At 63.8% G+C, this 24,869-nt stretch carries 22 protein-coding genes; 16 read left to right on the top strand and 6 right to left on the bottom strand.

The window, feature by feature from the left end:
• Positions 1-6: 6 nt before the first annotated feature.
• Positions 7-513: a type VI secretion protein gene (locus VM99_02025; GenBank protein AKJ96885.1), complete on the bottom strand. Its 507-nt coding sequence runs from the start codon at positions 511-513 to the stop codon at positions 7-9.
• 68 nt (positions 514-581) lie between these two features.
• Positions 582-2,060 carry a type VI secretion protein gene (locus VM99_02020; protein ID AKJ96884.1) on the bottom strand — a complete coding sequence of 493 codons (1,479 nt, stop codon included), beginning with the start codon at positions 2,058-2,060 and terminating at the stop codon, positions 582-584.
• A 417-nt stretch (positions 2,061-2,477) separates the two neighbouring features.
• On the opposite strand from VM99_02020, the gene VM99_02015 reads away from it, so the two are divergent.
• The 14 genes from VM99_02015 to VM99_01950 all read left to right on the top strand — a co-directional run bounded on the left by VM99_02015 (position 2,478) and on the right by VM99_01950 (position 20,609).
• Positions 2,478-3,515 carry a type VI secretion protein ImpA gene (locus tag VM99_02015; GenBank protein ID AKJ96883.1) on the top strand — a complete coding sequence of 346 codons (1,038 nt, stop codon included), beginning with the start codon at positions 2,478-2,480 and terminating at the stop codon, positions 3,513-3,515.
• 80 nt (positions 3,516-3,595) lie between these two features.
• On the top strand, positions 3,596-4,102 hold the full coding sequence (locus VM99_02010) for a hypothetical protein (protein AKJ96882.1): 507 nt from the start codon (positions 3,596-3,598) through the stop codon (positions 4,100-4,102).
• Between the two features lie 2 nt (positions 4,103-4,104).
• Positions 4,105-5,601: an EvpB family type VI secretion protein gene (locus VM99_02005; GenBank protein ID AKJ96881.1), complete on the top strand. Its 1,497-nt coding sequence runs from the start codon at positions 4,105-4,107 to the stop codon at positions 5,599-5,601.
• A 208-nt stretch (positions 5,602-5,809) separates the two neighbouring features.
• Entirely contained in the window at positions 5,810-6,298 is a 489-nt protein-coding gene (locus VM99_02000; GenBank protein AKJ96880.1) for an Hcp1 family type VI secretion system effector, read from the top strand.
• Between the two features lie 81 nt (positions 6,299-6,379).
• The gene (locus tag VM99_01995; GenBank protein ID AKJ96879.1) at positions 6,380-6,817 is read left to right on the top strand and encodes a hypothetical protein; all 438 of its coding nucleotides are present in this window, start codon (positions 6,380-6,382) and stop codon (positions 6,815-6,817) included.
• A complete protein-coding gene (locus tag VM99_01990) occupies positions 6,814-7,260 on the top strand; it encodes a hypothetical protein (GenBank protein ID AKJ96878.1) in 447 nt (148 codons plus the stop codon). Before VM99_01995 ends, VM99_01990 begins: the two co-directional genes overlap by 4 nt.
• Positions 7,254-7,766, top strand: a complete 513-nt coding sequence (locus VM99_01985) for a type VI secretion system lysozyme (protein AKJ96877.1) — start codon at positions 7,254-7,256, stop codon at positions 7,764-7,766. Before VM99_01990 ends, VM99_01985 begins: the two co-directional genes overlap by 7 nt.
• On the top strand, positions 7,763-9,622 hold the full coding sequence (locus VM99_01980; GenBank protein ID AKJ96876.1) for a type VI secretion system protein ImpG: 1,860 nt from the start codon (positions 7,763-7,765) through the stop codon (positions 9,620-9,622). Before VM99_01985 ends, VM99_01980 begins: the two co-directional genes overlap by 4 nt.
• Positions 9,586-10,638 carry a type VI secretion protein gene (locus VM99_01975; GenBank protein AKJ96875.1) on the top strand — a complete coding sequence of 351 codons (1,053 nt, stop codon included), beginning with the start codon at positions 9,586-9,588 and terminating at the stop codon, positions 10,636-10,638. The genes VM99_01980 and VM99_01975 overlap by 37 nt, the downstream gene beginning before the upstream one ends.
• Positions 10,631-13,321: an ATPase AAA gene (locus VM99_01970; protein ID AKJ96874.1), complete on the top strand. Its 2,691-nt coding sequence runs from the start codon at positions 10,631-10,633 to the stop codon at positions 13,319-13,321. The genes VM99_01975 and VM99_01970 overlap by 8 nt, the downstream gene beginning before the upstream one ends.
• A gap of 168 nt (positions 13,322-13,489) precedes the next feature.
• A complete protein-coding gene (locus VM99_01965) occupies positions 13,490-15,421 on the top strand; it encodes a type VI secretion protein ImpA (protein ID AKJ96873.1) in 1,932 nt (643 codons plus the stop codon).
• Between the two features lie 18 nt (positions 15,422-15,439).
• Entirely contained in the window at positions 15,440-15,874 is a 435-nt protein-coding gene (locus VM99_01960) for a hypothetical protein (GenBank protein ID AKJ96872.1), read from the top strand.
• A gap of 12 nt (positions 15,875-15,886) precedes the next feature.
• Positions 15,887-20,329 (top strand): type IV secretion protein Rhs, encoded by a 4,443-nt coding sequence (locus tag VM99_01955; GenBank protein ID AKJ96871.1) that lies wholly within the window; start codon positions 15,887-15,889, stop codon positions 20,327-20,329.
• Position 20,330: 1 nt separating this feature from the next.
• Positions 20,331-20,609 carry a hypothetical protein gene (locus VM99_01950; protein AKJ96870.1) on the top strand — a complete coding sequence of 93 codons (279 nt, stop codon included), beginning with the start codon at positions 20,331-20,333 and terminating at the stop codon, positions 20,607-20,609.
• A gap of 100 nt (positions 20,610-20,709) precedes the next feature.
• Here VM99_01950 and VM99_01945 read toward each other — a convergent pair whose 3' ends face one another.
• From VM99_01945 to VM99_01935, 3 genes are all read right to left on the bottom strand, one after another.
• Positions 20,710-20,985, bottom strand: a complete 276-nt coding sequence (locus VM99_01945; GenBank protein ID AKJ96869.1) for an integration host factor — start codon at positions 20,983-20,985, stop codon at positions 20,710-20,712.
• 191 nt (positions 20,986-21,176) lie between these two features.
• A complete protein-coding gene (locus VM99_01940; GenBank protein ID AKJ96868.1) occupies positions 21,177-22,325 on the bottom strand; it encodes a pyridine nucleotide-disulfide oxidoreductase in 1,149 nt (382 codons plus the stop codon).
• 36 nt (positions 22,326-22,361) lie between these two features.
• Entirely contained in the window at positions 22,362-22,529 is a 168-nt protein-coding gene (locus VM99_01935) for a rubredoxin (protein AKJ96867.1), read from the bottom strand.
• A 196-nt stretch (positions 22,530-22,725) separates the two neighbouring features.
• On the opposite strand from VM99_01935, the gene VM99_01930 reads away from it, so the two are divergent.
• The gene (locus VM99_01930; GenBank protein ID AKK01669.1) at positions 22,726-23,289 is read left to right on the top strand and encodes a chorismate--pyruvate lyase; all 564 of its coding nucleotides are present in this window, start codon (positions 22,726-22,728) and stop codon (positions 23,287-23,289) included.
• Positions 23,289-24,179, top strand: a complete 891-nt coding sequence (gene ubiA, locus VM99_01925) for a 4-hydroxybenzoate polyprenyltransferase (protein AKJ96866.1) — start codon at positions 23,289-23,291, stop codon at positions 24,177-24,179. The genes VM99_01930 and ubiA overlap by 1 nt, the downstream gene beginning before the upstream one ends.
• A 165-nt stretch (positions 24,180-24,344) precedes the next feature.
• On the opposite strand, the gene VM99_01920 is transcribed toward ubiA, so the two are convergent.
• The gene (locus VM99_01920) at positions 24,345-24,725 is read right to left on the bottom strand and encodes a hypothetical protein (GenBank protein ID AKJ96865.1); all 381 of its coding nucleotides are present in this window, start codon (positions 24,723-24,725) and stop codon (positions 24,345-24,347) included.
• Between the last annotated feature and the right edge of the window lie 144 nt (positions 24,726-24,869).

Genomic DNA, 24,869 nt, shown 5'->3' with positions numbered 1-24,869 from the left:
GATTGCTTATTGGGCAGGGCTGGATGGGGGGACGACGACGCTGCTGCGCACGGCGCGCACGTCGAGGCTGATCTGGTATTCGGTGTATTGGCGCGGCGGGACATTCAAGACCGTGCGCCAGAGCGACTGATCCAGTTCGCGATAGCCCACCAGGATGCCGATGTGGCGCGTGGCCGGGTCGAGGTCACGTTGCAGGCTCAGTTGCTGATCGGGCTGGATCAGCACCTCGTCCTGGTCGATCAGGTCGGCGCCCAGCGTCGCCTGGGCCCGTTCGGCCAGGGCGAAATAATCGGCGCGGCCGAAGGTGGCGGCATTTTTCAGTTCGAAAATGCGCACCCGCACCGGGGCCGGCTGGCCGGTGGCGCCGGGGTTGAGGCCGGCAATGGCATGCAAGTGCAGCTCGACGGCGGCGGTGTCGGCTTCAGCCTCTTCGGGCTGGGACTTGGCCCCATCCTTGGCGCACGCCGTCAACAGAAGCGCGGTGGCGACTGCGAGTAAAAACCTGGGAATCATCCTGCGTCCTCAATGACGTTTGAGCTATCCGTTGTGTGCTTGTGGTTATTGTTATGGGACGACGACGCTCAATGGCGTCGCTGTCGTGTGCTGTGTTCTTCGTAGGCGCGGCTGAATTCACGGCCGAACAAGTCCTGGAAATCCTCCTGGGCCTCCCGGGAAATATTGCTGTAGAGCTCGGTGAACTGCTGCCAGTACTGGGCTTGCCGCGAGCCGCTGAAAATACCCGAAAGCCCGCCGGGCTTGCCCATGCGTTCTTCCAGTTGCGCCGGCTCGAAACGCGCCAGCAGATGCTTGATGGCGGCTTCTACCCCGGCCATCACCGCCAGTTGATGTGCACGCAGGTCATCGAAACTGTCCCGCACCGCTGCGTCCGGCGCCATGAACGCCTGGTTGCCATGGCGCAACAGCAGCAGCATCGCTTCATCGACGTTGGGGGCGAACTTCAGCGGGTTGTTTTCCACCGGCTGGATCATCGTCTGCTGGATACGGAATTCACCCTTGAGGCTGCTGCGAGCGCGCAAGACATCGATCAACCCTTCGACCATCAACCGGTAGCTGCGACCGATGCTTTCCATCTGTGCCTCGGCCTGGGCCTTGTCCAGGCGCAACTGGTCCAGCCCGGCGCCACGCAGGAACGCTTGCAGCAGGTCGGGCTGGAGGCTATCGACCGGGGCCGCCGGCGCTTCAGCGCGGGGCACCGGTGCGTCAACGCGAGTGACCGGCGCCTCAGGCAGCGGCACGGGCTCGACGGGTACGGCCACCGGCGGAACCGGCACGGGGGTCACGGGGGTCACGGGGATCGGTATCGGCTCGATGATCGGCGGCGCCACAGGCGGCGCAACGGCGACAGGGGGCACCGCTACGGGTGCCGGCTTGTCGCTGAACAGGTCCCAGTCTTCCGGGATCACCGAGCCAGGATTGACCGCTACCGGCTCGACCACGGGCGGCGGCGCAGGCCGTGGGATCGGCGTCGGGGGACGGAAATCGTGCTGTTGGGCGGGCACATGATCGGGCTGGGTGGCCGGCGCAATACTGGAGGGCGCCAGGAAATCGAACAGGTCCGGCAAGGTGTCCATGGCCGACCCGCCCTGGAAATGCGCAGGCGACGTCATCGGCATCGACACCGGCATGGGGGCAGGCGCCGCGGCGCCCTGGCGCCCCATCAAGGCTTCGAAGCTGCTGGGTGATTCGGCAAACGGGTTGCTGTCGGTGACCGGCAGGTTGAAGTCGACGCGCGCCTGGATTTCATAATCGCCGATGCGGATCACTTCGCCATCCTGCAATGGCTCGCTGTTGCCTTTGCGCAAGCGAACGCCGGCCTTGACCAATTCCACACCATTAGTGCTGTTATCAGTCAAATAATAGCGCCCGTCCTTGTATTGAATAACGCAATGTTTGCCGGATACCAGGCGCTCCGGGTCCGGCAATACCCAATCATTATCGGAATTACGGCCAATTGCCATCACCCCCTGGTCCATGGACTTTTCAGAACACTGACCCGGGGTAATCTTGTGATAACTAGTGATAGTCAAACACAGCGGCATCTCGCCTCCTTGCTGAATACTTCTGCGCACGTCTTCGCGCGTGGGCGTAGCCGGGGGAGAACTGCCCCGGCGACACGCCAAAAACCTTGCAAAGCACCGCGAAACGGCTTTTTGCCAGCATGATGGCTGATCTTAACCGGCCTGCATGACAAAAAACCGCTCTCGGTACCTACCTCGACCTGCCAGTCGCGTGGGTTGTTAAGCGCCTCACAACTGTAACAGAGTCGAAATAGCTTACCTTGACAAGCGATAAGTACTACACCAAAAATGCACAACTTCTTGAATATCAATGATGGCACTTTAAGATCATAGCGCATCTATCGGGCCATTACCGTCAAGAGACATGTGAAGTTCCATCCGGAACTTGCGTGAACTGCCCGACTTCATTGTGCACGGGCGATAGGGAGATCGATCCAAGTGGATGTGCCTTTGCTGCTCGCCGCCGTTTCCGCGAACTCGCCTTGCGGTGAAGACCTGGAATATGACGCGGATTTCTTGCGCCTGGAACGCGATTCCCGAGGCCAGCCCGAGCGCAGCATGGGCGACTCGATCCTGCCTGCCGAACCCCCTGAATGGCGCAGCATCCAGCAACAAAGCCTGGACCTGCTGCAACGCAGCAAAGACCTGCGCATTACCCATTTCCTGCTGCAAAGCTCCCTGGCCCTCGAAGGCCTTCCGGGGCTGGCCAGCTCGCTGACCCTGATCAGCGAATTGCTCAAGCAATACTGGGCCGACCTGCATCCGCGCCTGGATGCCGATGACGACAACGACCCCACCGTGCGCATCAATGCCCTCGCCGGCCTGACATCCGACATGACCATTCGCCTGGTGCGCGAAAGCATCCTGGCACGCTCGCGCACCTTCGGTGCCGTCAGCCTGCGCGCCGCCGCCAACGCCAGCGGCCTGCAAAGTTTCGCCGACGAAACCCTCGGCGCCGAACAACTGGCCGGCGCCCTGCGCGACAGCGATGCCGAGCAACTGGAGATCACCCGTGCGGCCTTGTCGCAAGCCCGCAGCGCCGCCGAAGCCATCGAACAGCAGGTCAGCGACCAGGTGGGTTCGGCCCAGGGCGTGGACCTCGGCCCACTGAAGCAGCCGCTCAAGATGGCCTTGCAGATCCTCGGTCAGTTCGCCCCGCAAAGCGACGACGCCGCACCAGTCGACGAGGACAGCGCGCCCGACGAGCTAGATGGCGCCCCTTCCAGCGGCGCGGCCACCAGCGTGCCAGGCGCACCGCGTGCCGCCAGCGGCGAAATCGCCAACCGCGACGACGTGCTGCGCAGCCTTGATCGGATTCTCGCTTACTACACCCGTCACGAGCCCTCCAGCCCCCTGCCGGTGCTGTTGAACCGGGCCAAGAATCTGGTGCACGCCGATTTTGCGGCAATCGTGCGCAACCTGATTCCCGACGGCATGAGTCAATTTGAAAACCTGCGCGGCCCAGATAGCGAATAAAAGCGAACGGATCACGCAGTCACGTCACCGGTACCACCGATGACGCCAACACCGTCGCTCAAGCGACCAGGAGCAGCAACGTGGCGAAGCAAAGTTCTCAGAAATTCATCGCGCGCAACCGCGCGCCTCGAGTGCAGATCGAGTACGACGTCGAGCTCTACGGCGCCGAGAAAAAGGTCCAGTTGCCCTTCGTCATGGGGGTAATGGCTGACCTCGCCGGCAAGCCCGCCGAGCCTCTGGCACCGGTGGCCGATCGCAAGTTCCTCGAAATCGACGTCGACAATTTCGACTCGCGCCTCAAGGCCATGCAACCGCGCGTGGCGTTCCATGTGCCCAACGAGCTGACCGGCGAAGGCAACCTGAGCCTGGACCTGACCTTCGAAAGCATGGACGACTTCAGCCCCGCCGCCGTGGCGCGCAAGGTCGACTCGCTGAACAAGCTGCTCGAAGCGCGCACCCAACTGGCCAACCTGCTGACCTACATGGACGGCAAGACCGGCGCTGAAGAAATCATCATGAAGGCGATCAAGGACCCAGCGCTGTTGCAGGCCCTGGCGAGCGCGCCGAAGCCAGCACAGGACCAATGATCATGACTGACAATACCGCCCGCGAAGGCGTCCAGAACCTCGGCGCGACCGAAGAGACCAGCGAATTCGCCTCCCTGCTGCTGCAAGAGTTCAAGCCCAAGACCGAACGTGCTCGCGAGGCCGTCGAGACGGCCGTGCGCACCCTGGCCGAGCAGGCCCTGGCGCAGACTGACCTGGTGTCCAACGACGCCATCAAGTCGATCGAATCGATCATCGCCGCCATCGACGCCAAGCTCACCGCCCAGGTCAACCAGGTGATCCACCACCCCGACTTCCAGCAGCTGGAAAGCGCCTGGCGTGGCCTGCACTACCTGGTCAACAACACCGAGACCGATGAGCAGCTCAAGATCCGCGTGCTCAACATCTCCAAGACCGACCTGCACAAGACCCTGAAGAAGTTCAAGGGCACCGCGTGGGACCAGAGCCCGATCTTCAAGAAGATGTACGAGGAAGAATACGGCCAGTTCGGCGGCGAGCCATACGGCTGCCTGGTGGGCGACTACTACTTCGACCAGTCGCCACCGGACGTGGAACTGCTGGGCGAACTGTCGAAAGTCTGCGCGGCCATGCACGCCCCGTTCATTTCCGCCGCCTCGCCAACCGTGATGGGCATGGGCTCGTGGCAGGAACTGTCGAACCCGCGCGACCTGACCAAGATCTTCACCACGCCCGAGTACGCCGGCTGGCGTTCGCTGCGTGAATCGGAAGACTCGCGCTACATCGGCCTGACCATGCCACGCTTCCTGGCGCGCCTGCCATACGGCGCCAAGACCGACCCGGTGGAAGCCTTCGCCTTCGAAGAAAACACCGACGGCGCCGACAGCTCCAAGTACACCTGGGCCAACGCCGCCTACGCGATGGCCGTGAACATCAACCGCTCGTTCAAGCACTTCGGCTGGTGCTCGCGCATCCGTGGCGTGGAGTCTGGCGGTGAAGTGGAAAACCTGCCGGCCCACACGTTCCCGACCGACGACGGTGGCGTGGACATGAAGTGCCCGACCGAAATCGCCATTTCGGACCGCCGTGAAGCGGAGCTGGCGAAGAACGGTTTCATGCCGCTGCTGCACAAGAAGAACACCGACTTCGCGGCCTTCATCGGCGCCCAGTCGCTGCAGAAGCCAGCCGAGTACGACGACCCGGACGCCACCGCCAACGCCAACCTGGCCGCGCGCCTGCCGTACCTGTTCGCCACTTGCCGTTTCGCCCATTACCTGAAGTGCATCGTGCGCGACAAGATCGGTTCCTTCAAAGAGAAGGACGAGATGCAGCGCTGGTTGCAGGACTGGATCCTCAACTACGTCGACGGTGACCCGGCGCACTCCACCGAGACCACCAAGGCCCAGCACCCTCTGGCGGCGGCCGAAGTGATCGTCGAGGAAGTCGAAGGCAACCCGGGTTACTACAACTCCAAGTTCTACCTGCGTCCGCACTACCAGCTCGAAGGGCTGACCGTGTCGCTGCGCCTGGTATCGAAACTGCCGTCGGCCAAGGGCGCGTAAGCAACAGTATTTGTCGGCAGGCCTGTTCCTTGTGGGAGCGGGCTTGCTCGCGAAGGCGTCGGATCAGTCGACATCGGCGTTGGCTGCCCCACCGCATTCGCGAGCAAGCCCGCTCCCACAGGTACGGTGTTTCGGCTGACATCCAAAGAAGTTTCGCAAGGTCAGCGTCAACCAAACAATGTGGTTAGAAACCACACAGGGAGAAAACATGGCTGTTGATATTTTCATCAAGATCGGCGACATCAAGGGCGAGTCCATGGACAAGGCCCACAAGGACGAAATCGACGTCCTGAACTGGAGCTGGGGCATGTCCCAGTCCGGCAACATGCACACCGGCAGCGGCGGTGGTGCGGGCAAGGTGAACATCCAGGACCTGTCGTTGACCAAGTTCGTCGACAAGGCCTCGCCGAACCTGATGATGCACTGCGCCAGCGGCAAGCACATCGACAAGGTCAAGCTGACCGTGCGCAAGGCCGGCGGTGAAAGCCAGGTCGAGTACATGATCATCAACCTGGAAGAAGTGTTGATCACCTCCCTGAGCACCGGCGGCTCGGGCAGCGATGATCGCCTGACCGAAAACGTCACCCTGAACTTCGCCAAGGTGCTGGTGGACTACCAGCCACAGAAAGCCGACGGCACCAAGGAAGGCGGTCCGGTCAAGTTCGGCTGGAACGTGCGTCAGAACGTCAAGGTGTAATCGAACACGCCCCCGGTGCCCTGCGCCGGGGGTGTTTGGTGCTTGCTCGAATCCAATCCTTTTGCGCGCGGTATCTGAGTCATGGCCAAGCCTTCGTTTATCAATTTGTGGAACAGCTATCCAACGGTCAAGAACCCATGCGATCAGCCCTGGGGCAACCAGTGCGCTATCCGCATGAGCGTCGCGTTGAATGGCGAGTTGACTATCAAGGTCAACAAGTCGACCTACACCGAACCCAAATGCAACCATGAGCATGCCCGTGGCGCCGAGTCGCTGGCGAACTGGCTCTGGCGGCATCATTTAGGACGTCCGACCATTCTGAGTGGGAGTGCAGCTGATCGGCTGACGCTCAGCCAGAAGACCGGAATCGTTTTTTTCAAAGACTGCTTTGCCCGTGCGGGCGAGGCCGAAAGCGGGCGCACAGGCGATCATATTGATCTGTGGAATCGTGGCCGGACCAAAGGCTTCTTTGATGGCGACTTTATGTCCAAACAGGTCTGGTTCTGGGAGTTGACATGATAGGGCCGACGCTGCGAGCGACACTGTTGTGCGGTTTGCTAATCAGCTTGAACGCTTGCGCCGAAGCCGACCCTGACCGTCTCGATGCACCCGCTCGCACCCAAGGTACATTCGCTGGCCAGGCGCTCAAGCTGGTAGACCTGAACGGCCAATGCGCAGTGTTGAAACCGGACCAGACGCACTTGGTGTTGGGCATGGAGTGGCCGTGCTACTTCAACCTGAACCAGAGCGGCGAATTGCGCGTCGAGACGTTCAACGGTGTCCCGATTTTTCTGGTAGAGCGCAGCGTTCCCGAGCCGCCACCGAGCCGCGACTGTGATGCCAAATCCCAGGCTGTGCGCAAAATCAACGGTGCGCTGGAAGCTTCGTCGGTCAATCCCAGCGCCATGTGCGGACTCGGTCAGCAAGACCAGAAAATGTTCACGGCGTTATTCAGGTGGTAACCGAAATCGCCGCCCGCGATCGCCTGCAACCGTCCCTGCTGGACCGGTTGACTGACGACGATCCGACCAATCCCAAGGAAAGCGCCGACAAACGCGTGCTCTCGCTCACCCAGCTCAAGGCCTCGGTGCTGCGTGACCTGGCGTGGCTGCTCAACACCACCTCCCTGCTCGACGCCGATGCCACGCTGCACACGGCGGCCGGCACCTCGGTGGTGAACTTCGGGCTGCCGGCACTGGCCGGCAACAGCGCCTCGAACGTCGATGTCTCGGCCCTGGAAACCCTGATCCACCAGGCCATCGCCACGTTCGAGCCGCGGATCCTGCGCCACACCCTGCGCGTGCGTGCTCGGGCCACCGCCGAGATGAACCACAACGCCCTGAGCTTCGAGATCGAAGGCGACCTCTGGGCTCAGCCGGTGCCCCTGCGCCTGATGTTGCAAACCGACCTGGACCTGGAGACCGGCCACGTGCGGGTGGTCAATGCCGACCAGCGGAGACGTTCATGAACCCGCGTTTGCTGGAACTGTACAACCAGGAACTTCACCACGTGCGCGAAAGCGCGGCGGAGTTCGCCAAGGAATACCCCAAGATCGCCAGCCGGCTGACGTTGTCCGGCATGGACTGCGCCGACCCATACGTGGAGCGCCTGCTCGAAGGCTTCGCCTACCTGACGGCGCGGGTGCAGCTCAAGCTCGACGCCGAGTACCCGACCTTCACCCACAACCTGCTGGAAATCGCCTACCCCCATTACCTGGCGCCCACGCCGTCGATGACCGTGGTGCAGTTGCAAGCTGACCCGGACGAAGGCTCGCTGAGCAGCGGTTTCCCGCTGCCCCGCGACAGCGTCCTGCGCGCCGCCCTGGGCCGTGAAACCCAGACCTGCTGCGAGTACCGCACCGCCCACGCGGTGACGTTGTGGCCGTTGCAGGTCAGCCACGCCGAATACTTCGGCAACCCGTCCACGGTGCTCGGGCGCCTGGCCGCCAGCGAGCCGAAGGCCAAGGCCGGCCTGCGCCTGACCCTGCGCACCGGGGCCGAACTGCCGTTCAACAGCCTGGCCCTGGACAACCTGCCGCTGTACCTGAGCGGTGCCGACGAGCAGCCGTTCCGCCTCTATGAACAACTACTGGGCAACGCCTGCGCGGTGTTCGCGCGCAAGCCCGGCGGCGACTGGGTCGAGCGCCTGCCTCAGGACGCGCTGCGTTCGCGCGGCTTCGACGATGCCGACGCGGCGCTGCCCGTGGTGTCGCGGGCCTTCCAGGGCTATCGCCTGTTGCAGGAATATTTCGCGCTGCCCCAGCGTTTTCTGTTCGTCGACTTCACCCAGCTGGGCCGGGCGGTCAAGCGTTGCGACGGCCAGGAGCTGGAGCTGATCGTGCTGTTCGACCGCCACGACCCGAGCCTGGAAGGCAGCGTCGGGGCCGCGCAGTTCCTGCCGTTCTGCACCCCGGCCATCAACCTGTTTCCCAAGCGCCTGGATCGCATTCACTTGTCGGAGCGGGTCAACGAACACCACGTGATCGCCGACCGTACCCGGCCGATGGATTTCGAAGTGCATTCGCTGACCGGCCTCACCGGCCACGGCACCGGGCCGGAACAGCCATTCCTGCCGTTCTACGCCGTGCGCGATCCGTCGCGCTATGGGCGCGACAAGGCGTACTACACGGTGCGTCGTGAACCGCGGGTGCTCTCCAGCGACCAGCGCCGCAACGGCCCGCGCTCGACCTACATCGGCAGCGAAACGTTCGTCAGCCTGGTGGACAGCCAGCAGGCGCCTTATCGCCATGACCTGCGTCAACTGGGCGTGACGGCGCTGTGCACCAACCGCGACCTGCCGCTGTTCATGAGCGTGGGCAGCGGCAAGACCGACTTCACCCTGGCCGACAGTGCCCCGGTCGGCGCCGTGCGCTGCGTGGCCGGGCCCAGTCGTCCACGGGCCAGCCATGCCCACGACGCCAAGGCCTGGCGGCTGATCAGCCAGTTGTCGCTGAACTACCTGTCCCTCAGTGAACAAGGCCAGGGCGCCGCCGCACTGCGCGAGCTGCTGCGCCTGTACGGCGACAGCAACGATGCGGCGCTGCAATTGCAGATCGAAGGCCTGCGGGAAGTCAGCAGCAAAGCCTGCACCCGACGCCTGCCGATGCCCGGCCCGATCGTCTTCGGTCGCGGCCTGGAGATCACCCTGGAGTTCGATGAAAACGCGTTTCGCGGCACCGGCGTATTCCTGCTCGGCGCGGTGTTCGAGCGCTTCCTGGCACGCTACGTGTCGATCAACAGTTTTACCGAAACGGTGATTCGTACCACCGAACGCGGCGAGATCATGCGATGGAAAGCCAAGCCCGGACGTCGTCCGACCCTGTGAGTACCCTGGAAGCGATGCACCAGGAGCCCTGGGAATACGACTTCTTCCAGGCCTTGCGGCGCATCGAGTGTGAATCCCCCGAGCTGCCGCGCCTGGGCCATTCGCTACGCCTGGCCGATGACCCGCTGCGCCTGGGCCAACAAGCCGACTGCACCTTCGCGCCGGCGACATTGGCCTCGGTGCAACCGGGCAGCGACGGCGCGCCCGCGCGGCTGGAGCAATTCTTCTTCGGCCTCGGCGGCCCCAACGGGCCGATGCCGCTGCACATCACCGAATACGTGCGCGAACGCCAGCGCAACAACGCCGACAGCACCAGCAAGCGCTTTCTCGACGTGTTCCACCATCGCTTGCTCAGCCTGTTCTACCGGGCCTGGGCCGAAGCGCGGCCGACGGTCAGCCACGACCGCCCGGACGACGACTACTGGTCGGCGCGCCTGGCGTCCTTGAGCGGACGCGGCATGCCCAGCCTGCTCAAGCAGGGGCTGATTCCCGACACGGCGAAGCTGCACTACAGCGGCCACCTGGCGGCGCAAACCCGCTACCCCGACGGTTTGAAGGCGATCCTTGGCGAGTATTTCGGCCTGCCGGTGGAAATCGAAGAGTACGTCGGCCAATGGCTGGAGCTGCCGGAACGCAGCCGCGTCGGCGTCAGCGCCCATCAACTGGGCGTGGACTTCTGCCTGGGTCGCTACGTCTGGGATCGCCAGCACAAGTTCCGCATTCGCCTGGGGCCGCTCAAGCTGGTGGACTACATGGGCATGCTGCCCGGCAGCCAGCCGTTCAATGAACTGGTGGCCTGGGTCGCCGAATACCTGGGCCATGAACTGGATTGGGACCTGAACCTGGTCTTGGAGCAGCCCGAGGTCCCGGCGCTACAACTCAACGGCCGTTTCCGCCTGGGGTTCAACACCTGGCTGGGCCAGCCCGAAAAAGATGCCAACGATCTAATACTGGCCCGGCATTACGCCGAACAGGCCAACACCTCACAGACCTCAAGGAGCCATGAGCATGGGTGAAATCAGTCGCGCCGCGTTGTTCGGCAAACTCAACAGCGTGGCCTACAAAGCCATCGAAGCCGCCACCGTGTTCTGCAAGTTGCGCGGTAACCCTTATGTGGAACTGGCCCACTGGTTTCACCAGTTGCTGCAATTGCAGGACTCGGACCTGCACCGCATCATCCGCCAGTTCAACGTCGAGCCGGCGCGCCTGGCCCGCGACCTGACCGACGCCCTGGACCGCCTGCCACGCGGCTCGACCTCGATCACCGACCTGTCGTCCCACGTCGAGGAAGCCGTGGAACGCGGCTGGGTGTATGGCAGCCTGATGTTCGGTGAAAGCCAGGTGCGCACCGGCTACCTGGTGCTCGGCATCCTCAAGACGCCAAGCCTGCGCCACGCGCTGCTGGGGTTGTCGTCGGAGTTCGACAAGGTCAAGGCCGAAGCCCTGAGCGAACGCTTTGACGAATACGTCGGCGACTCCCCGGAAAATGCCCTGACCGCCAGCGACGGCTTCAACGCCGGCAGCGTGCCCGGCGAAGCCAGCGGCGCCATGGCCCCCAGTGCGATGGGCAAGCAGGAAGCGCTCAAGCGCTTTACCGTCGACCTCACCGAGCAGGCCCGCAGCGGCAAGCTCGACCCGATCGTCGGCCGCGATGAAGAGATCCGCCAACTGGTGGACATCCTCATGCGCCGCCGCCAGAACAACCCGATCCTCACCGGTGAAGCCGGCGTGGGCAAGACCGCCGTGGTCGAAGGCTTTGCCCTGCGCATCGTCGCCGGCGACGTGCCGCCGTCGCTCAAGGACGTGGAACTGCGCAGCCTCGACGTCGGCCTGTTGCAGGCCGGCGCGAGCATGAAAGGCGAGTTCGAACAGCGCCTGCGCCAGGTCATCGAAGACGTCCAGGCCTCGCCCAAGCCGATCATCCTGTTCATCGACGAAGCCCACACCCTGGTAGGCGCCGGTGGCGCCGCCGGCACCGGTGACGCGGCCAACCTGCTCAAGCCGGCCCTGGCCCGCGGTACCCTGCGCACCGTGGCGGCTACGACCTGGGCCGAGTACAAGAAGCACATCGAGAAAGACCCGGCCCTGACCCGTCGTTTCCAAGTGGTGCAAGTGGCCGAGCCGTCGGAAGACAAGGCCCTGCTGATGATGCGCGGCGTGGCCTCGACCATGGAACAGCACCACCAGGTGCAGATCCTCGACGAAGCCCTGGAAGCCTCGGTCAAGCTGTCCCACCGCTACATCCCCGCTCGCCAGTTGCCGGACAAGTCCGTGAGCCTGCTGGACACCGCCTGCGCCCGCGTCGCCATCAGCCTGCACGCGGTGCCGGCCGAAGTGGATGACAGCCGTCGGCGCATCGAGGCACTGGAAACCGAGCTGCAGATCATCGCCCGCGAGCACGCGATCGGCGTCGTCATCGGCAACCGCCAGACCCACAGTGAAAGCCTGCTGAGCGCCGAGCGCGAACGCCTGGCCGAACTGGAAAGCCGCTGGGCCGAAGAGAAGAACCTGGTGGACGAACTGCTCGCCACCCGCGCCACCCTGCGCGAGCGCGTCGGCGTGGTGGACAGCGACGACGCCAGCGAAGCTAGCGACAACGAAAGCCACGACCTGCGGGCAAAACTGGTGGACCTGCAACAACGCCTCAGCGCCCTGCAAGGCGAGAACCCGCTGATCCTGCCGACCGTGGACTACCAGGCCGTGGCCTCGGTGGTCGCCGACTGGACCGGTATCCCGGTGGGCCGCATGGCCCGCAACGAACTGGAAACCGTGCTCAACCTCGACCAGCACCTGAAAAAACGCATCATCGGCCAGGACCACGCCTTGCAGATGATCGCCAAGCGCATCCAGACTTCCCGCGCCGGCCTGGACAACCCGAGCAAGCCCATTGGCGTGTTCATGCTCGCCGGCACCTCTGGCGTGGGCAAGACCGAAACCGCCCTGGCCCTGGCCGAAGCCATGTACGGCGGCGAACAGAACGTCATCACCATCAACATGAGCGAGTTCCAGGAAGCCCACACCGTGTCCACCCTCAAGGGCGCGCCACCGGGCTACATCGGCTACGGCGAAGGCGGTGTACTGACCGAAGCCGTGCGGCGCAAACCGTACAGCGTGGTGCTGCTGGACGAGGTGGAAAAAGCCCACCCGGACGTGCACGAGATCTTCTTCCAGGTGTTCGACAAAGGCGTCATGGAGGACGGCGAAGGCCGGGTGATCGACTTCAAGAACACCCTGATCCTGCTGACCACCAACGCCGGCACCGAGCTGATTGCCGACGTCTGCAAAGACCCGCAAAACGTGCCCGAGCCAGAAGAAATCGCCAAGGCCCTGCGCCAGCCGCTGCTGGAGATTTTCCCGCCGGCCCTGCTCGGCCGCCTGGTGACGATCCCGTACTATCCGCTCAGCGACGAAATGCTCAAGGCCATCACCCGCCTGCAACTCAACCGCATCAAGAAGCGCGTGGAAAGTACCCACAAAGTCGCGTTCGACTACGACGACGCGGTGATCGACCTGATCGTCTCGCGCTGCACCGAAACCGAAAGCGGCGGCCGTATGATCGACACCATCCTGACCAACAGCCTGCTGCCGGACATGAGCCGCGAGTTCCTGACCCGCATGCTCGAAGGCAAGGCCATGGCCGGCGTGCGGATCAGCGCGGTGGACAACGAATTGCAGTACGATTTCAGCGACGCGGCCTGATTGAAAGGTACACCGGCCCCTGTGGGAGCGAGCTTGCTCGCGATAGCGTAGTTACAGCCAGCATTACGGTTGACTGACACACCGCCATCGCGAGCAAGCTCGCTCCCACAGTTGATCCGGTCTATTCAGGGAAACAGCGGCGCAGCCCATACAACGACGAGATAACCGATGTTATTCAACCAAGCCTCACGCCTGGCCAAAATCACCAGCCCCCTGGGGCCCGAGGTGCTGCTGCTCAAGGACATGGGTGGCGGCGAAGAGCTGGGGCGGCTGTTCAACTATGAGTTGCAGCTGCACTCGCTGGACAACGCCATCGACCTCAACCAGTTGCTCGGCAAGCCCATGTGCGTGAGCCTGCAACTGGACGGCGGCGGCGAACGGTATTTCCACGGCATCGTTGCCCGCTGCAGCCAGAACGTCGACCAGGGCCAGTTCTCCAGCTACCAGGCCACGCTCAGGCCTTGGCTGTGGCTGCTGACGCGCACCTCCGACTGCCGGATTTTCCAGAACCTGACCATCCCGCAGATCATCAAGCAGGTGTTCCGCGACCTCGGGTTTTCCGATTTCGAAGACAGCCTGAGCGCCACCTACCGCGAGTGGGAATACTGCGTGCAGTATCGCGAGACCAGCTTCGACTTCGTCAGCCGGCTGATGGAGCAGGAAGGGATCTATTACTTCTTCCGCCACGAACAAGGCCGCCACGTGCTGGTGCTGGCCGATGCCTACGGCGCGCACACCAGCGCGCCCGGCTACGCGTCGGTGCCCTACTACCCGAAGAACGAGCAGCAACGCGAACGCGACCACATCCACGACTGGCACCTGGCCCAGGAAGTCCAGCCGGGTTCGCTGGAGCTCAACGACTACGACTTCCAGCGTCCCAGCGCACGGATCGACGTGCGTTCGGCCATGCCACGCCCGCATGCCGCCGGTGACTATCCGCTGTACGACTACCCCGGCACCTACGTGCAGAGCGCCGATGGCGAACACTACGCCCGCACCCGCATCGAAGCCTTGCAGACCCAGCACGAGCAGGTCGAGCTGGCCGGCAACGCCCGCGGCTTGGGCTCGGGCAACCTGTTCAGCCTCACCGGCTTCACCCGCCAGGACCAGAACCGCGAGTACCTGATCGTCGGTGCCCGCTACTACATTTCCCAGGAAAGCGGCGAAACCAACGGTGGCGCGCCTTCGGCCCAGTTCGAAAGCAGCCTGACCTGCATCGACGCCCAGCAAAGCTATCGACCGCTGCCCATCACCCATCGCCCCATCGTCAAAGGCCCGCAGACCGCGTTGGTGGTGGGCCCCAAGGACGAGGAAATCTGGACCGACCAGTTCGGCCGGGTGAAGGTGCATTTCTATTGGGACCGTCACGACCAGTCCAACGAAAACAGCTCCTGCTGGATTCGCGTGTCACAGGCCTGGGCCGGGAAAAACTGGGGCTCGATGCAGATCCCGCGCATCGGCCAGGAAGTGATCGTCAGCTTCCTCGAAGGCGATCCGGACCGGCCGATCATCACCGGTCGTGTCTACAACGCTGAACAGACCGTGCCCTACGACTTGCCCGCCAATGCGACCCAGAGCGGCATGAAGAGCCGTTCGAGCAAGGGCGGCACGCCGGCGAACTTCAACGAAATCCGCATGGAAGACAAGAAAGGCGCCGAGCAGTTGTACATCCATGCCGAGCGCAACCAGGACATCGTGGTGGAAGTGGACGAAAGCCATTCGGTGGGCCACGACCGCAACAAGAGCATCGGCCATGACGAGACGGTGACCATCGGCAACAACCGCCTGCGCATCGTCAAGCAGGAAGACATCCTCTCGGTGGGCCTGCGCAAGACCGACAGCATCAGCCAGAGCTACGTCATCGAGGTGGGCGAGAACCTGCGCCTGGTGTGCGGCGAAAGCATCCTGGAGCTCAATGCCAGCGGCCAGATCAACCTGACCGGCGTGCAGATCAGCTTCTACGCCAGCGGCGATGCCGAGTTCAACACCGGCGGCGTGCTGCACCTGAACAACGGCGGCGGCCCCGGTGCCACGCCGGACGGCCAGGGCGTCAAGGGCAGCATCGACGCGAACATCAAAGCCGCGTTCCCCCAGGGTTAATCCAGAGATTCAGGCGCCATGACTTACCGCATCAACGAATTCCAGTTCCAACTGCCGCCCAGCGAATTGCTCGACGCGACGATCAACATCCTCAAGTTCCCCGAGCTGGGCACGTCCTTGATCGTCAGTCGCAGCCTGCTCGCCGAGGGCGAGACCCTGCAAAGCAACCTCGACGACCAACTGGCGCGCCTGGAAAAACAGGTCCAGGACCTGCGCTGCCAACCGGGCGTCCCGGTGCGCCTGGGCGCCAGCCAGGAAGTCGAAGGCATCGAGCTGCGCAGCCAGTTCAACAAGGGCACCGAAAAGGTGTTCCAGTACCAACTGGCCCTGGTGCTGCCCGGCACCCGCAAGATGTTCGCCCTGAGCTATGTCAAAGCCGAGAAGCTCGGCGATGCCGAAGCCGCCCATTGGGCGAGTATCAAGGGCTCGCTGTTGTTTGACGTGCCGGCCTGATGAGCGACAGGCATGTCTGACGCGCTCTGGGCCGCACGCCTGGGCGATGCGCTGAACCACACCTCGATGATGGCCGACATTCTCGGCGGCGTCCTGGAAGTGGCGGCCAACATCGCCATCACCGCTGTCGCCACCGCCGCCGTGGTAGCAGCCACCGGCATCACCGTGGCCACCGGTGGGCTCGGTTGCTTCCTGCTTGGCGCGGTGGTTGGTGCAGTGGTGGGCATCGCCATGAGCAAGACCGGGGCCGACAAAGGCTTGAGCAATTTATGCGAGGGCATCGGCAACGCTCTCTTTCCGCCCACGGTGCAGGCCAACATCCTCACCGGCTCCACCGACACCCTGACCAACAACATTCCAGCGGCCCGCGCCGCCGGGGCCATCGAGTCCCATGTCGCGCCCGCCGGCACCGAACTCGAGGAGCCGCAGCCCGAGCCCAGCTATCTGGACATGGCCGAGAGCTTCTTCTCGCAGATGTGGCGCCCCACCGTCGCCACGCCCGCGCCCGGCGCCGTGCCCAAGCCGCTGGACATGATCACCTGCCTGAAACATCCGCCGATGCCGCCGCAGTTTTTGGCCGAAGGCTCGGACAAGGTCACCATCAACGGCCAACCCGCCGTGCGCAGCGGCGACCGCAGCACTTGCGAGGCGACCGTGGTGTCGTCCGGTTTGATTTCCCCTGACGTGACCATCGGCGGCGGTACCGTGGTGGTGCGCGAGATCCGCAGCGGCAAGACACCCGGCGTGGGACTGGCCGTCACGGCATTGCTGATGCTCAAGGGCGGCAAGGGCAAGTTCCTGAGCAACCTGCCCTGCATGCTGATTGGCGGCGCAGCATCGATGGCGGTCAGCAGCGCGATGGGCGCGGCGGCGAATGCGGCCATGGGTTCGTCGAACCCGGTGCATGCCGCCACCGGGGCCAAGGTGCTGGGGGATGTCGAGGAACTGGACTTCGTCCTGCCAGGCATCCTGCCGATCGACTGGCAGCGTTTCTACAACAGCCGCGACGAGCGCCGTGAAGGGTTGTTCGGCGCCGGTTGGAGCGTGGCCTACGAGGTGCGCGTCGAGATCCTGCCCCATCCCGAGGGTGGCGAGACCCTGGTCTACACCGACGAACAGGGCCGGCGCATCGACATGGGTTCGATTCCCCTGGGCGGCGCGGTGTTCAGCCCAGGCGAAGGGCTCAACGTGCGCCGGCACCTCAACGGCGAACTGCTGATCGAAAGCGCGGACGGCCTGTACCGCCTGTTCGCACCGGCGCCGGGGAACGCGGCCTTGCTGCGCCTCAACCAGCTGGGCGATCGCAACGACAACCGCATCCACCTCGATTACGACGAGAGCGGGCGGTTGGTGCGCCTGCGCGACACCTTCGACCTGGTGCAGGCCGAACTGGCCTACGACGCGCGCTGGCCACACCGGGTCAGCCGGATCGAGCGCCTCTACCCCGACCAGCGTCGCGACGTGCTGATGCACTACGACTACGACAGCCAGGGGGACCTGGCCCAAGTTCGCCAGTCCAACAGCCAGGTCAAGCGGCGCTACGCCTACGACCTCGGGCGGAGGATGGTGGAGCACCAGTTGCCCACCGGCCTGCGCTGCTTCTACGAATGGGCGCTGATCGAAGACCGGGAATGGCGCGTGGTCCGCCACTGGACCGACGCCGGCGACACCTACACCTTCACCTATGACCTGGCCGCCGGTGTCACGCGCATCACCGACGGCTTGAACCGCCGCAGTACCCGGCGCTGGGATGCCCGCTACCAGATCCTCGAAACCACCGATGCCCTGGACCGCACCTGGACGTTCCAGTGGAACGATGAAAGCCAACTGCTGGGCGCGACCGACCCCAACGGGGGGCAGCATCAGTTCAGCTATGACGAAGCAGGTAATCTGTGCCAGACCCTCGACCCGCTCGGACGCAGCGAGTCGACCCTGTGGCTCGAACACTGGGCCCTGCCCCTGGCGGAAACCGACGCGGCCGGCAATACCTGGCAGTACCGCTATGACGCGCGGGGTAACCGCATCCGTGAAACCGACCCGCTGGGCCACGTCACCCGCTATCGCCACGATGCCCACGGCCAGGTGGTGGATGTCATCGATGCCAGCGGCAAGCGCAAGACGATGCGCTGGACGGCCCTCGGACAACTCAGCGAACACACCGACTGCTCTGGCTACACCACCCGGCTGAGCTACGACGAACGCGGGCTGCTGGTCAGCAGCAGCGATGCGTTGGGCGAGCGCACGCGCTTCAGCTATGACGACCAAGGCAGGTTGCTGAGCAAGCAACTGCCGGACGGTCGCACCGAGCACTATCAGCGCGATGCCAGCGGCCAGTTGATCGGCTACAGCGATCCCGCCGGGCACACCACCCGTTTCCAGCACACCCCGAGCGGGCAACTGCGCCTGCGCACCGACGCCCATGGCCGGCGGATCGAACTGAGCTACGACAACTACGGGCGGTTGCTGGCGCTGACCAACGAGAATGGCGAAAGCTATCGGTTCGCCTGGGACGCCGGCGACCGCCTGAGTGCCCAGCACAGCCTGGACGGCAGTCTCAAGCGCTACGCCTATGACCCGCTGGACAACGTCACCCGTGTGGAAGCCATCGCCGTTCCCGGCAGCACCGACCTGGACCTCGCGCCACAAGCCCCCATCGTCCATGAGCTGGAACGCGACGCCGTGGGCCGGTTGGTTGCCAAGGTCACCGCCGACGGGCGCACCGAGTACCGCTATGACGACCTCGACCAGGTCAACGCCATCACCTTCACCGGCCTGACCGGTGAACAGCAGAGCATCGGCTTTGGCTATGACGCGCTTGGGCAACTGATCGCCGAACAGGGCTGGGCCGGCAGCCTGGAGCATCGTTACGACGAACTGGGCAACCTCACCCAGACGCAGCTCCCCGATGGCCGCTGGCTGAATCGCCTGCACTACGGCAGCGGGCATCTGCACCAGATCAACCTCGACGGCAGGGTCATCAGCGATTTCGAGCGCGACCGCCTGCACCGCGAAGTGCTGCGCACCCAGGGCCGCCTTAGTACCCGCAGCGAGTACGACCGCAGCGGGCGCCTACGGGCCCGGCAGCGCCGCCAGCAAGGCCAGTCGACGTTGCTGCCGCCGGCGGCGCAGTCGCTGTTTGCCTATGACGGCAGCGATCAACTGGTGGAGCGCTTCGACAACCAACCCGAAACGCCTCATCGCCAACTGCTGCATTACGACGCCACCGGCCGGATCCTCGCCAGCCAGGACAACCTCCAGGGCCAGCGCGAAGGCTTTGCCTACGATCCGGCCGCCAACCTGCTCGACGGGCTGATGGGCACGGGGCACGTCGCCCATAACCGCTTGCTGACCTATCAGGACAAGCGCTACCGCTACGACGGCTTCGGCCGCATGGTGGAAAAGCGCAGCAGCCAGCGCGGTGTGCAGCGGTTCGTGTACGACGCCGAGCAGCGCCTGGTTCAGGTGCATAACGACAACGGCTCGGTCGTGAAAATGACCTACGACCCGCTGGGCAGGCGCATCGAAAAGGCCGAGTACGACCGCCACGCGACGCTGCTGGGCCGCACCCGCTTCACCTGGGATGCGCTGCAACTGTTACAGGAGCACCGCAACAGCCAGACCAGCCTCTACATCTACGCCGACGACGGCCACGAGCCTTTGGCCAGGGTCGATGGCCTGGGCGAGCAGCAGAAAGTCCGTTACTACCACAACGACTTCAACGGCCAGCCCGAGCAACTGTCGGAAAGCGACGGCCATACGCTGTGGCGGGCCCGTTATCAGGTGTGGGGCAACACCGCCGAAGAGTTGCGCGAGCCGTATTACATCGAAGAGCAGAACCTGCGGTTCCAGGGCCAGTACCTGGACCGGGAAACCGGCCTGCACTACAACACCCTGCGCTTCTACGACCCGGACATCGGCCGCTTCACCACGCCGGACCCCATTGGCCTGGCCGGTGGCCTGAACCTCTACCAGTACGCGCCGAACCCGGTGAGCTGGGTCGACCCCTTGGGGTTGATGAAGTGCAGCACCCCGCCGAAGGGCCGCAAGGTCAACCGGACGGTGTATCGATTCGAAGAGCCGGGGCGGATCAGCACGACCTGGACGGCGCACAAGTGGAACGTGGCCGCCCGCCACCGGTACACCGCGCCGGGGCTGGGTGGGGTATACGGCGCCAACTCGCGCAAGACCGCCATGGGCGAGGTCAACCACTGGGGCGTGGACCTGTCCACGCGGGTGCTGGTGAGCAAGAAGGTCCAGCTCAACAACGTCCTCGACCTGACCCGGGCCGATGTCCGCAAGCAACTGGGCGTGTCCCTCAAGAGCATCACCGGCAACAAATACACCCAGACCCACCAGATTGGTGCGTGGGCCAAGGCCAATGGTTACGATGGGATCCTGGCGCCGTCGGCGCGAAACCCGACCGGCAGCAACTTGATCTCCTTTGACGGATTCTGACATGGGACTGGAAGACGAATACGTCGGCGATGCCGACTGGCAAACGTTCGTGCGCCTGTATGAAGAGGACTACCTCGACGACAACGCCCGCGCACTGGCCAAGGCCATGGACGGCCACCTCGACATGGCCGTCGTGCTCTACGGCAAACGCGGCCTCAAGGAAGGCCTGTGGTGGCTGGAACAGGTCGTCCCGGCCCTGGACAACAAGCGCCCGGCCGATTGCCTCAAGACCCCGAAACTGATCAGACGCCTGCGCATGGCACTGATGAGCATGCCGTAACCGGCGGGACAAATCGCGCGCTCAAAAAAAAGGCACCCGACTCCCTCGGTGTGCCTTTTTCGTGGTTGCTTTATCCCCCAGTCCGGAGAGCCCGTAGCAATTACGGATTAACGCTGTCCTTCAAGAACTTGCCCGGTTTGAAGGCAACGGTGTTGCTGGCCTTGATTTTCACTGGCTCACCCGTTTGTGGGTTTTTGCCGGTGCGGGCGCCGCGATGGCGTTGCAGGAAGGTGCCGAAGCCCACCAGGGTGACGCTGTCCTTGCGGTGCAGGGCGCCGGTGATTTCTTCGAGTACCGCGTTGAGGACGCGGTTGGCTTGTTCTTTGGTGAGGTCTGCTTTTTCCGCGATGGCGGCGGCGAGTTCTGGTTTACGCATGAATGAAGCCCCTTTGACGGTTTTTTTGTTGTTATGTCCGTGCTGCTCTCTGTGGAACAGCCCCTAAGGCGCCGCAGGCTCTACACTGCGGCAGACGGGAGTGAGAATGGCACGGGGCCGAGGACGACGCCAGTGTCCGAACGACCTTTGTGGGGTCAAAAGTAGGGTTTTTGCGACAGAACGACCAGTATTTACGCCAGCAAGCCCGGAAGTTCCTTGTTCAGCGCCAGTTTCTCCATCACCGCGGCGCCGGTCAGGGCATAGCCCAGCAGGTTGCCCTGGGCGTCGCGACACAGTGCCTTGATGTCGGCGCCCTGCCCTTCGACGCTCCACACGCCTTCTCGGCCGCGAGGCGGTGGCGACACCACCAGGGGGCACACCGGGGTTTTCACGGTGATCGGCATGGGGCCGTAGCTCACGGCGGTCGGGTTGCCCGCCAGAGTCTGGGCCAGGGCCCGGGCACAGCTCATCAGGGGCATGACGTACAGCAGGTTCAGGCCATCCACCTCGGCACAGTCGCCCAGGGCGTAGATATTGGCGTGGGAGGTCTTCAAATGACGGTCGACCACCACGCCGCGATTGACCACCAGGCCGGCAGCCGCCGCCAGGTCGATGCGCGGGCGCAGGCCGATGGCCGACACCACCAGGTCGCAGGCAATCACCTGGCCGTCGGACAGGTGCGCCTCAAGCCCGTCGGCGCCGCGTTGCAGGCGATTGAGCACGGGGCCCAGGTGGAACCGCGCCCCCAGGCTCTCCAGCCCGGCCTGAACCGCCGCAGCGGCCGCCGGATGCAACAGCGTCGGCATCACCTGTTCGCACGGGGCCACCAGTTGCACCTCGTAGCCCCCCAGGATCAGGTCGTTGGCGAACTCGCAGCCAATCAGCCCGGCGCCGAGCAGCAGCACCCGGCGCTTGCCGGCAGCGGCGGACCGGAAGCGCGCGTAGTCCTCCAGGTCGTTGATGGGGAAGATCAGGTCCGAGGCGTCGCCCTGTACCGGCACACGCACGGTTTCGGCGCCCCAGGCCAGGATGAGGTCGCGGTAGTTCACCGCTTCCTCGCCGATCCACAGCCGCTGGTGCCCCGGGTCGATGCCGCTGATGCGCGTATGGGTGCGGACCTCGGCCTTGAGCTGCTCGGCCATGGCCCCCGGCTCGGCCATGCTCAGGCCGTCGGCATCCTTGTTTTTGCCAAAGCCGGTGGAGAGCATCGGCTTGGAGTAGGAGCGACCGTCGTCGGCGGTAATCAACAGCAAGGGGGTTTCGCTATCGAGCTTGCGAAACTCCCGGGCCAGGTTGTAACCGGCCAGGCCAGTACCGACGATGACGACAGGTGCGCTCATGTTGCTCTCCATCCAGGGAAACGGTCAGGGGTTCGCTTAGTTGATTTCGATCATTTCGAAATCCATCTTGCCGACGCCGCAGTCCGGGCACAGCCAGTCTGCCGGTACGTCTTCCCAACGGGTCCCGGCGGCGATGCCGTCATCGGGCCAACCCTCGGCTTCGTTGTAGATCAGGCCGCAGACGATACATTGCCACTTCTTCATTCAGGTACTTCCTCAGGTGTCAGGCGTTTGCCGGTATTGGTCGGGTCGATGAGAACGCCCTTCCGGCTCAGGGCGTTTTGTACTGATCGGTCGCGCCAGATGCAAGCGTGATCGGAACGACGGCAGGTCCAACCCGTCAACATCGCCGACCGACATGGTAAGCTCGCGGCCTCATTTGCTGCCATTCATGACCTCTGTGCCGCCGACAAATTCGATATTTCCTACACTCCAATGGCTGCCCGGGCCGCTGCTGTCGCCCCGTCCCGATGCCTGTGTACTCGACTGGTTGTTCGACGAAGGTTCCCTGACCCGCCGCCTGACGAGCCTGTCGGACGATCACTTCAGCGTGACGCCGCTGTTCGAAGGCTGGCAACCGCTGCGCGACGATGAATGCGCGGCTCTGGACCTGGCGCACGGCAGCGAGGGCTGGGTGCGCGAGGTGTACCTGCGCGGTCACGGCGAGCCGTGGGTATTTGCCCGCAGCGTGGCGGCGCGCAGTGCGTTGCAGGGCGACGGGTTGCACCTGGATGAACTGGGCAGCCGCTCCCTGGGCGAACTGCTGTTTTGCGACCAGGCGTTCCAGCGCCGGGCCATCGAGGTTTGCCATTACCCCGAACAATGGTTGCCGGCCGATGTGCGCCGCCGTGAACTGTGGGGCCGCCGTTCGCGCTTCGACCGCGGCGCGCTGAGCGTGCTGGTGGCGGAAGTCTTCTTGCCACGCGTGTGGACGGTCGCCCGTGCCTATTCGGAGAATTGCTGATGTACCTGCAACTGCTCAAATCCCTGAACCGCCTGAACCCTCGGGCCTGGGACTTCGTGCAACTGACCCGCATGGACAAGCCCATCGGCATCTACCTGCTGTTATGGCCAACACTGTGGGCGCTGTGGGTCGCCGGTGAAGGCTCGCCCTCCCTGGCCAATATCGTGATTTTCGTCCTCGGCGTGGTGCTGACCCGCGCCGGCGGTTGCGTGATCAACGACTGGGCCGACCGCAAGGTGGACGGCCACGTCAAGCGCACCGCGCAGCGCCCTTTGGCGAGTGGCAAGATCAGTTCGAAAGAGGCATTGGTGTTCTTCGCCGTGCTGATGGCCGTGAGTTTCCTGCTGGTGCTGTGCACCAACGCGCCGACCATCCTGCTGTCCCTGGGCGGGCTGGCCCTGGCGTGCACCTACCCGTTCATGAAGCGCTACACCTATTACCCGCAAGTGGTGCTGGGCGCGGCGTTCTCCTGGGGCATGCCGATGGCCTTCACCGCCGAAACCGGCCATCTGCCGGCAGCCGCGTGGCTGTTGTACATCGCCAACCTGCTGTGGACGGTGGGCTACGACACCTATTACGCGATGACCGACCGGGACGATGACTTGCGAATCGGCGTGAAATCCACGGCGATTCTGTTTGGCGATGCCGACCGGGCGATCATCCTGACCCTGCAAGGCCTGGCCCTGGGCTGCCTGCTGCTGGCCGGCTCGCAGTTCAAGCTCGGCGGCTGGTTCCACTTGGGCCTGGTCGCCGCTGCCGCGTGCTTTGCCTGGGAGTTCTGGTACACCCGCGGCAAGGACCGGATGCGCTGCTTCCAGGCATTCCTGCACAACCATTGGGCCGGGATGGCGATTTTCGTGGGGATCGTGCTGGATTACGCGCTGCGCTGAGCGGCGCTTTTTGTGACAAGGGGATTTATCCCCGCTGGGTTGCGAAGCAGCCCTGAAACCTGACATCTCGTAGTGTCAGGCAGACTGGGATCGCGGCCTTAGGGCTGCTTTCGCAGCCCAACGGGGATAAATCCCCTCGCCACATCGTCTCTTGGCAGACCCGAGTCAGTCAGGCTTGGCTATGTGCCAGACGCCGCCTTTCCCCTCACCGGCCTTGTCACCGGCCTTCTCGTCGCCTTTGTAGGTGTACAACGGATCGTCGTCGTATGCCCATTGCATCGAACCATCATCACGTTTCACTACGGTCCACTTGCCCATCGTCTTCGCATCGCTCCCAGCCATCAGCGGTGGCCAGTTTTCCGCACATTGACCGTTGCAGTTGGACTTGCCGTCTGCGTCCTTGTCGTAGGTGTAGAGAGTCATGCCCTTATGGTCGGTAAACATGCCGTCCTTCTCCATTGCGGGATCGGCAGCCATGGCCAATCCAGGCAGGGCCACGGCAGCCGCCAGCAGCAGGGCTTTGAAAGAAACAGTCATCGGAGTCATGGAAACCTTCTTTTGTGGTTGTCAGGATTCGGACTGAAAGCTTAGCCCAGGATCCCCCACATCGCCGGTCAATGAAATTGTTGTCACACGACTGCAATAATTCCGTTATCTAATGCGGCGCAAGACAGTTAAATGACAAGAGGA

The organism is Pseudomonas chlororaphis (genome assembly GCA_001023535.1).
Taxonomy (GTDB): Bacteria; Pseudomonadota; Gammaproteobacteria; order Pseudomonadales; family Pseudomonadaceae; genus Aquipseudomonas; species Aquipseudomonas chlororaphis_E.
This window is presented reverse-complemented; position numbering and strand designations above follow the sequence as displayed.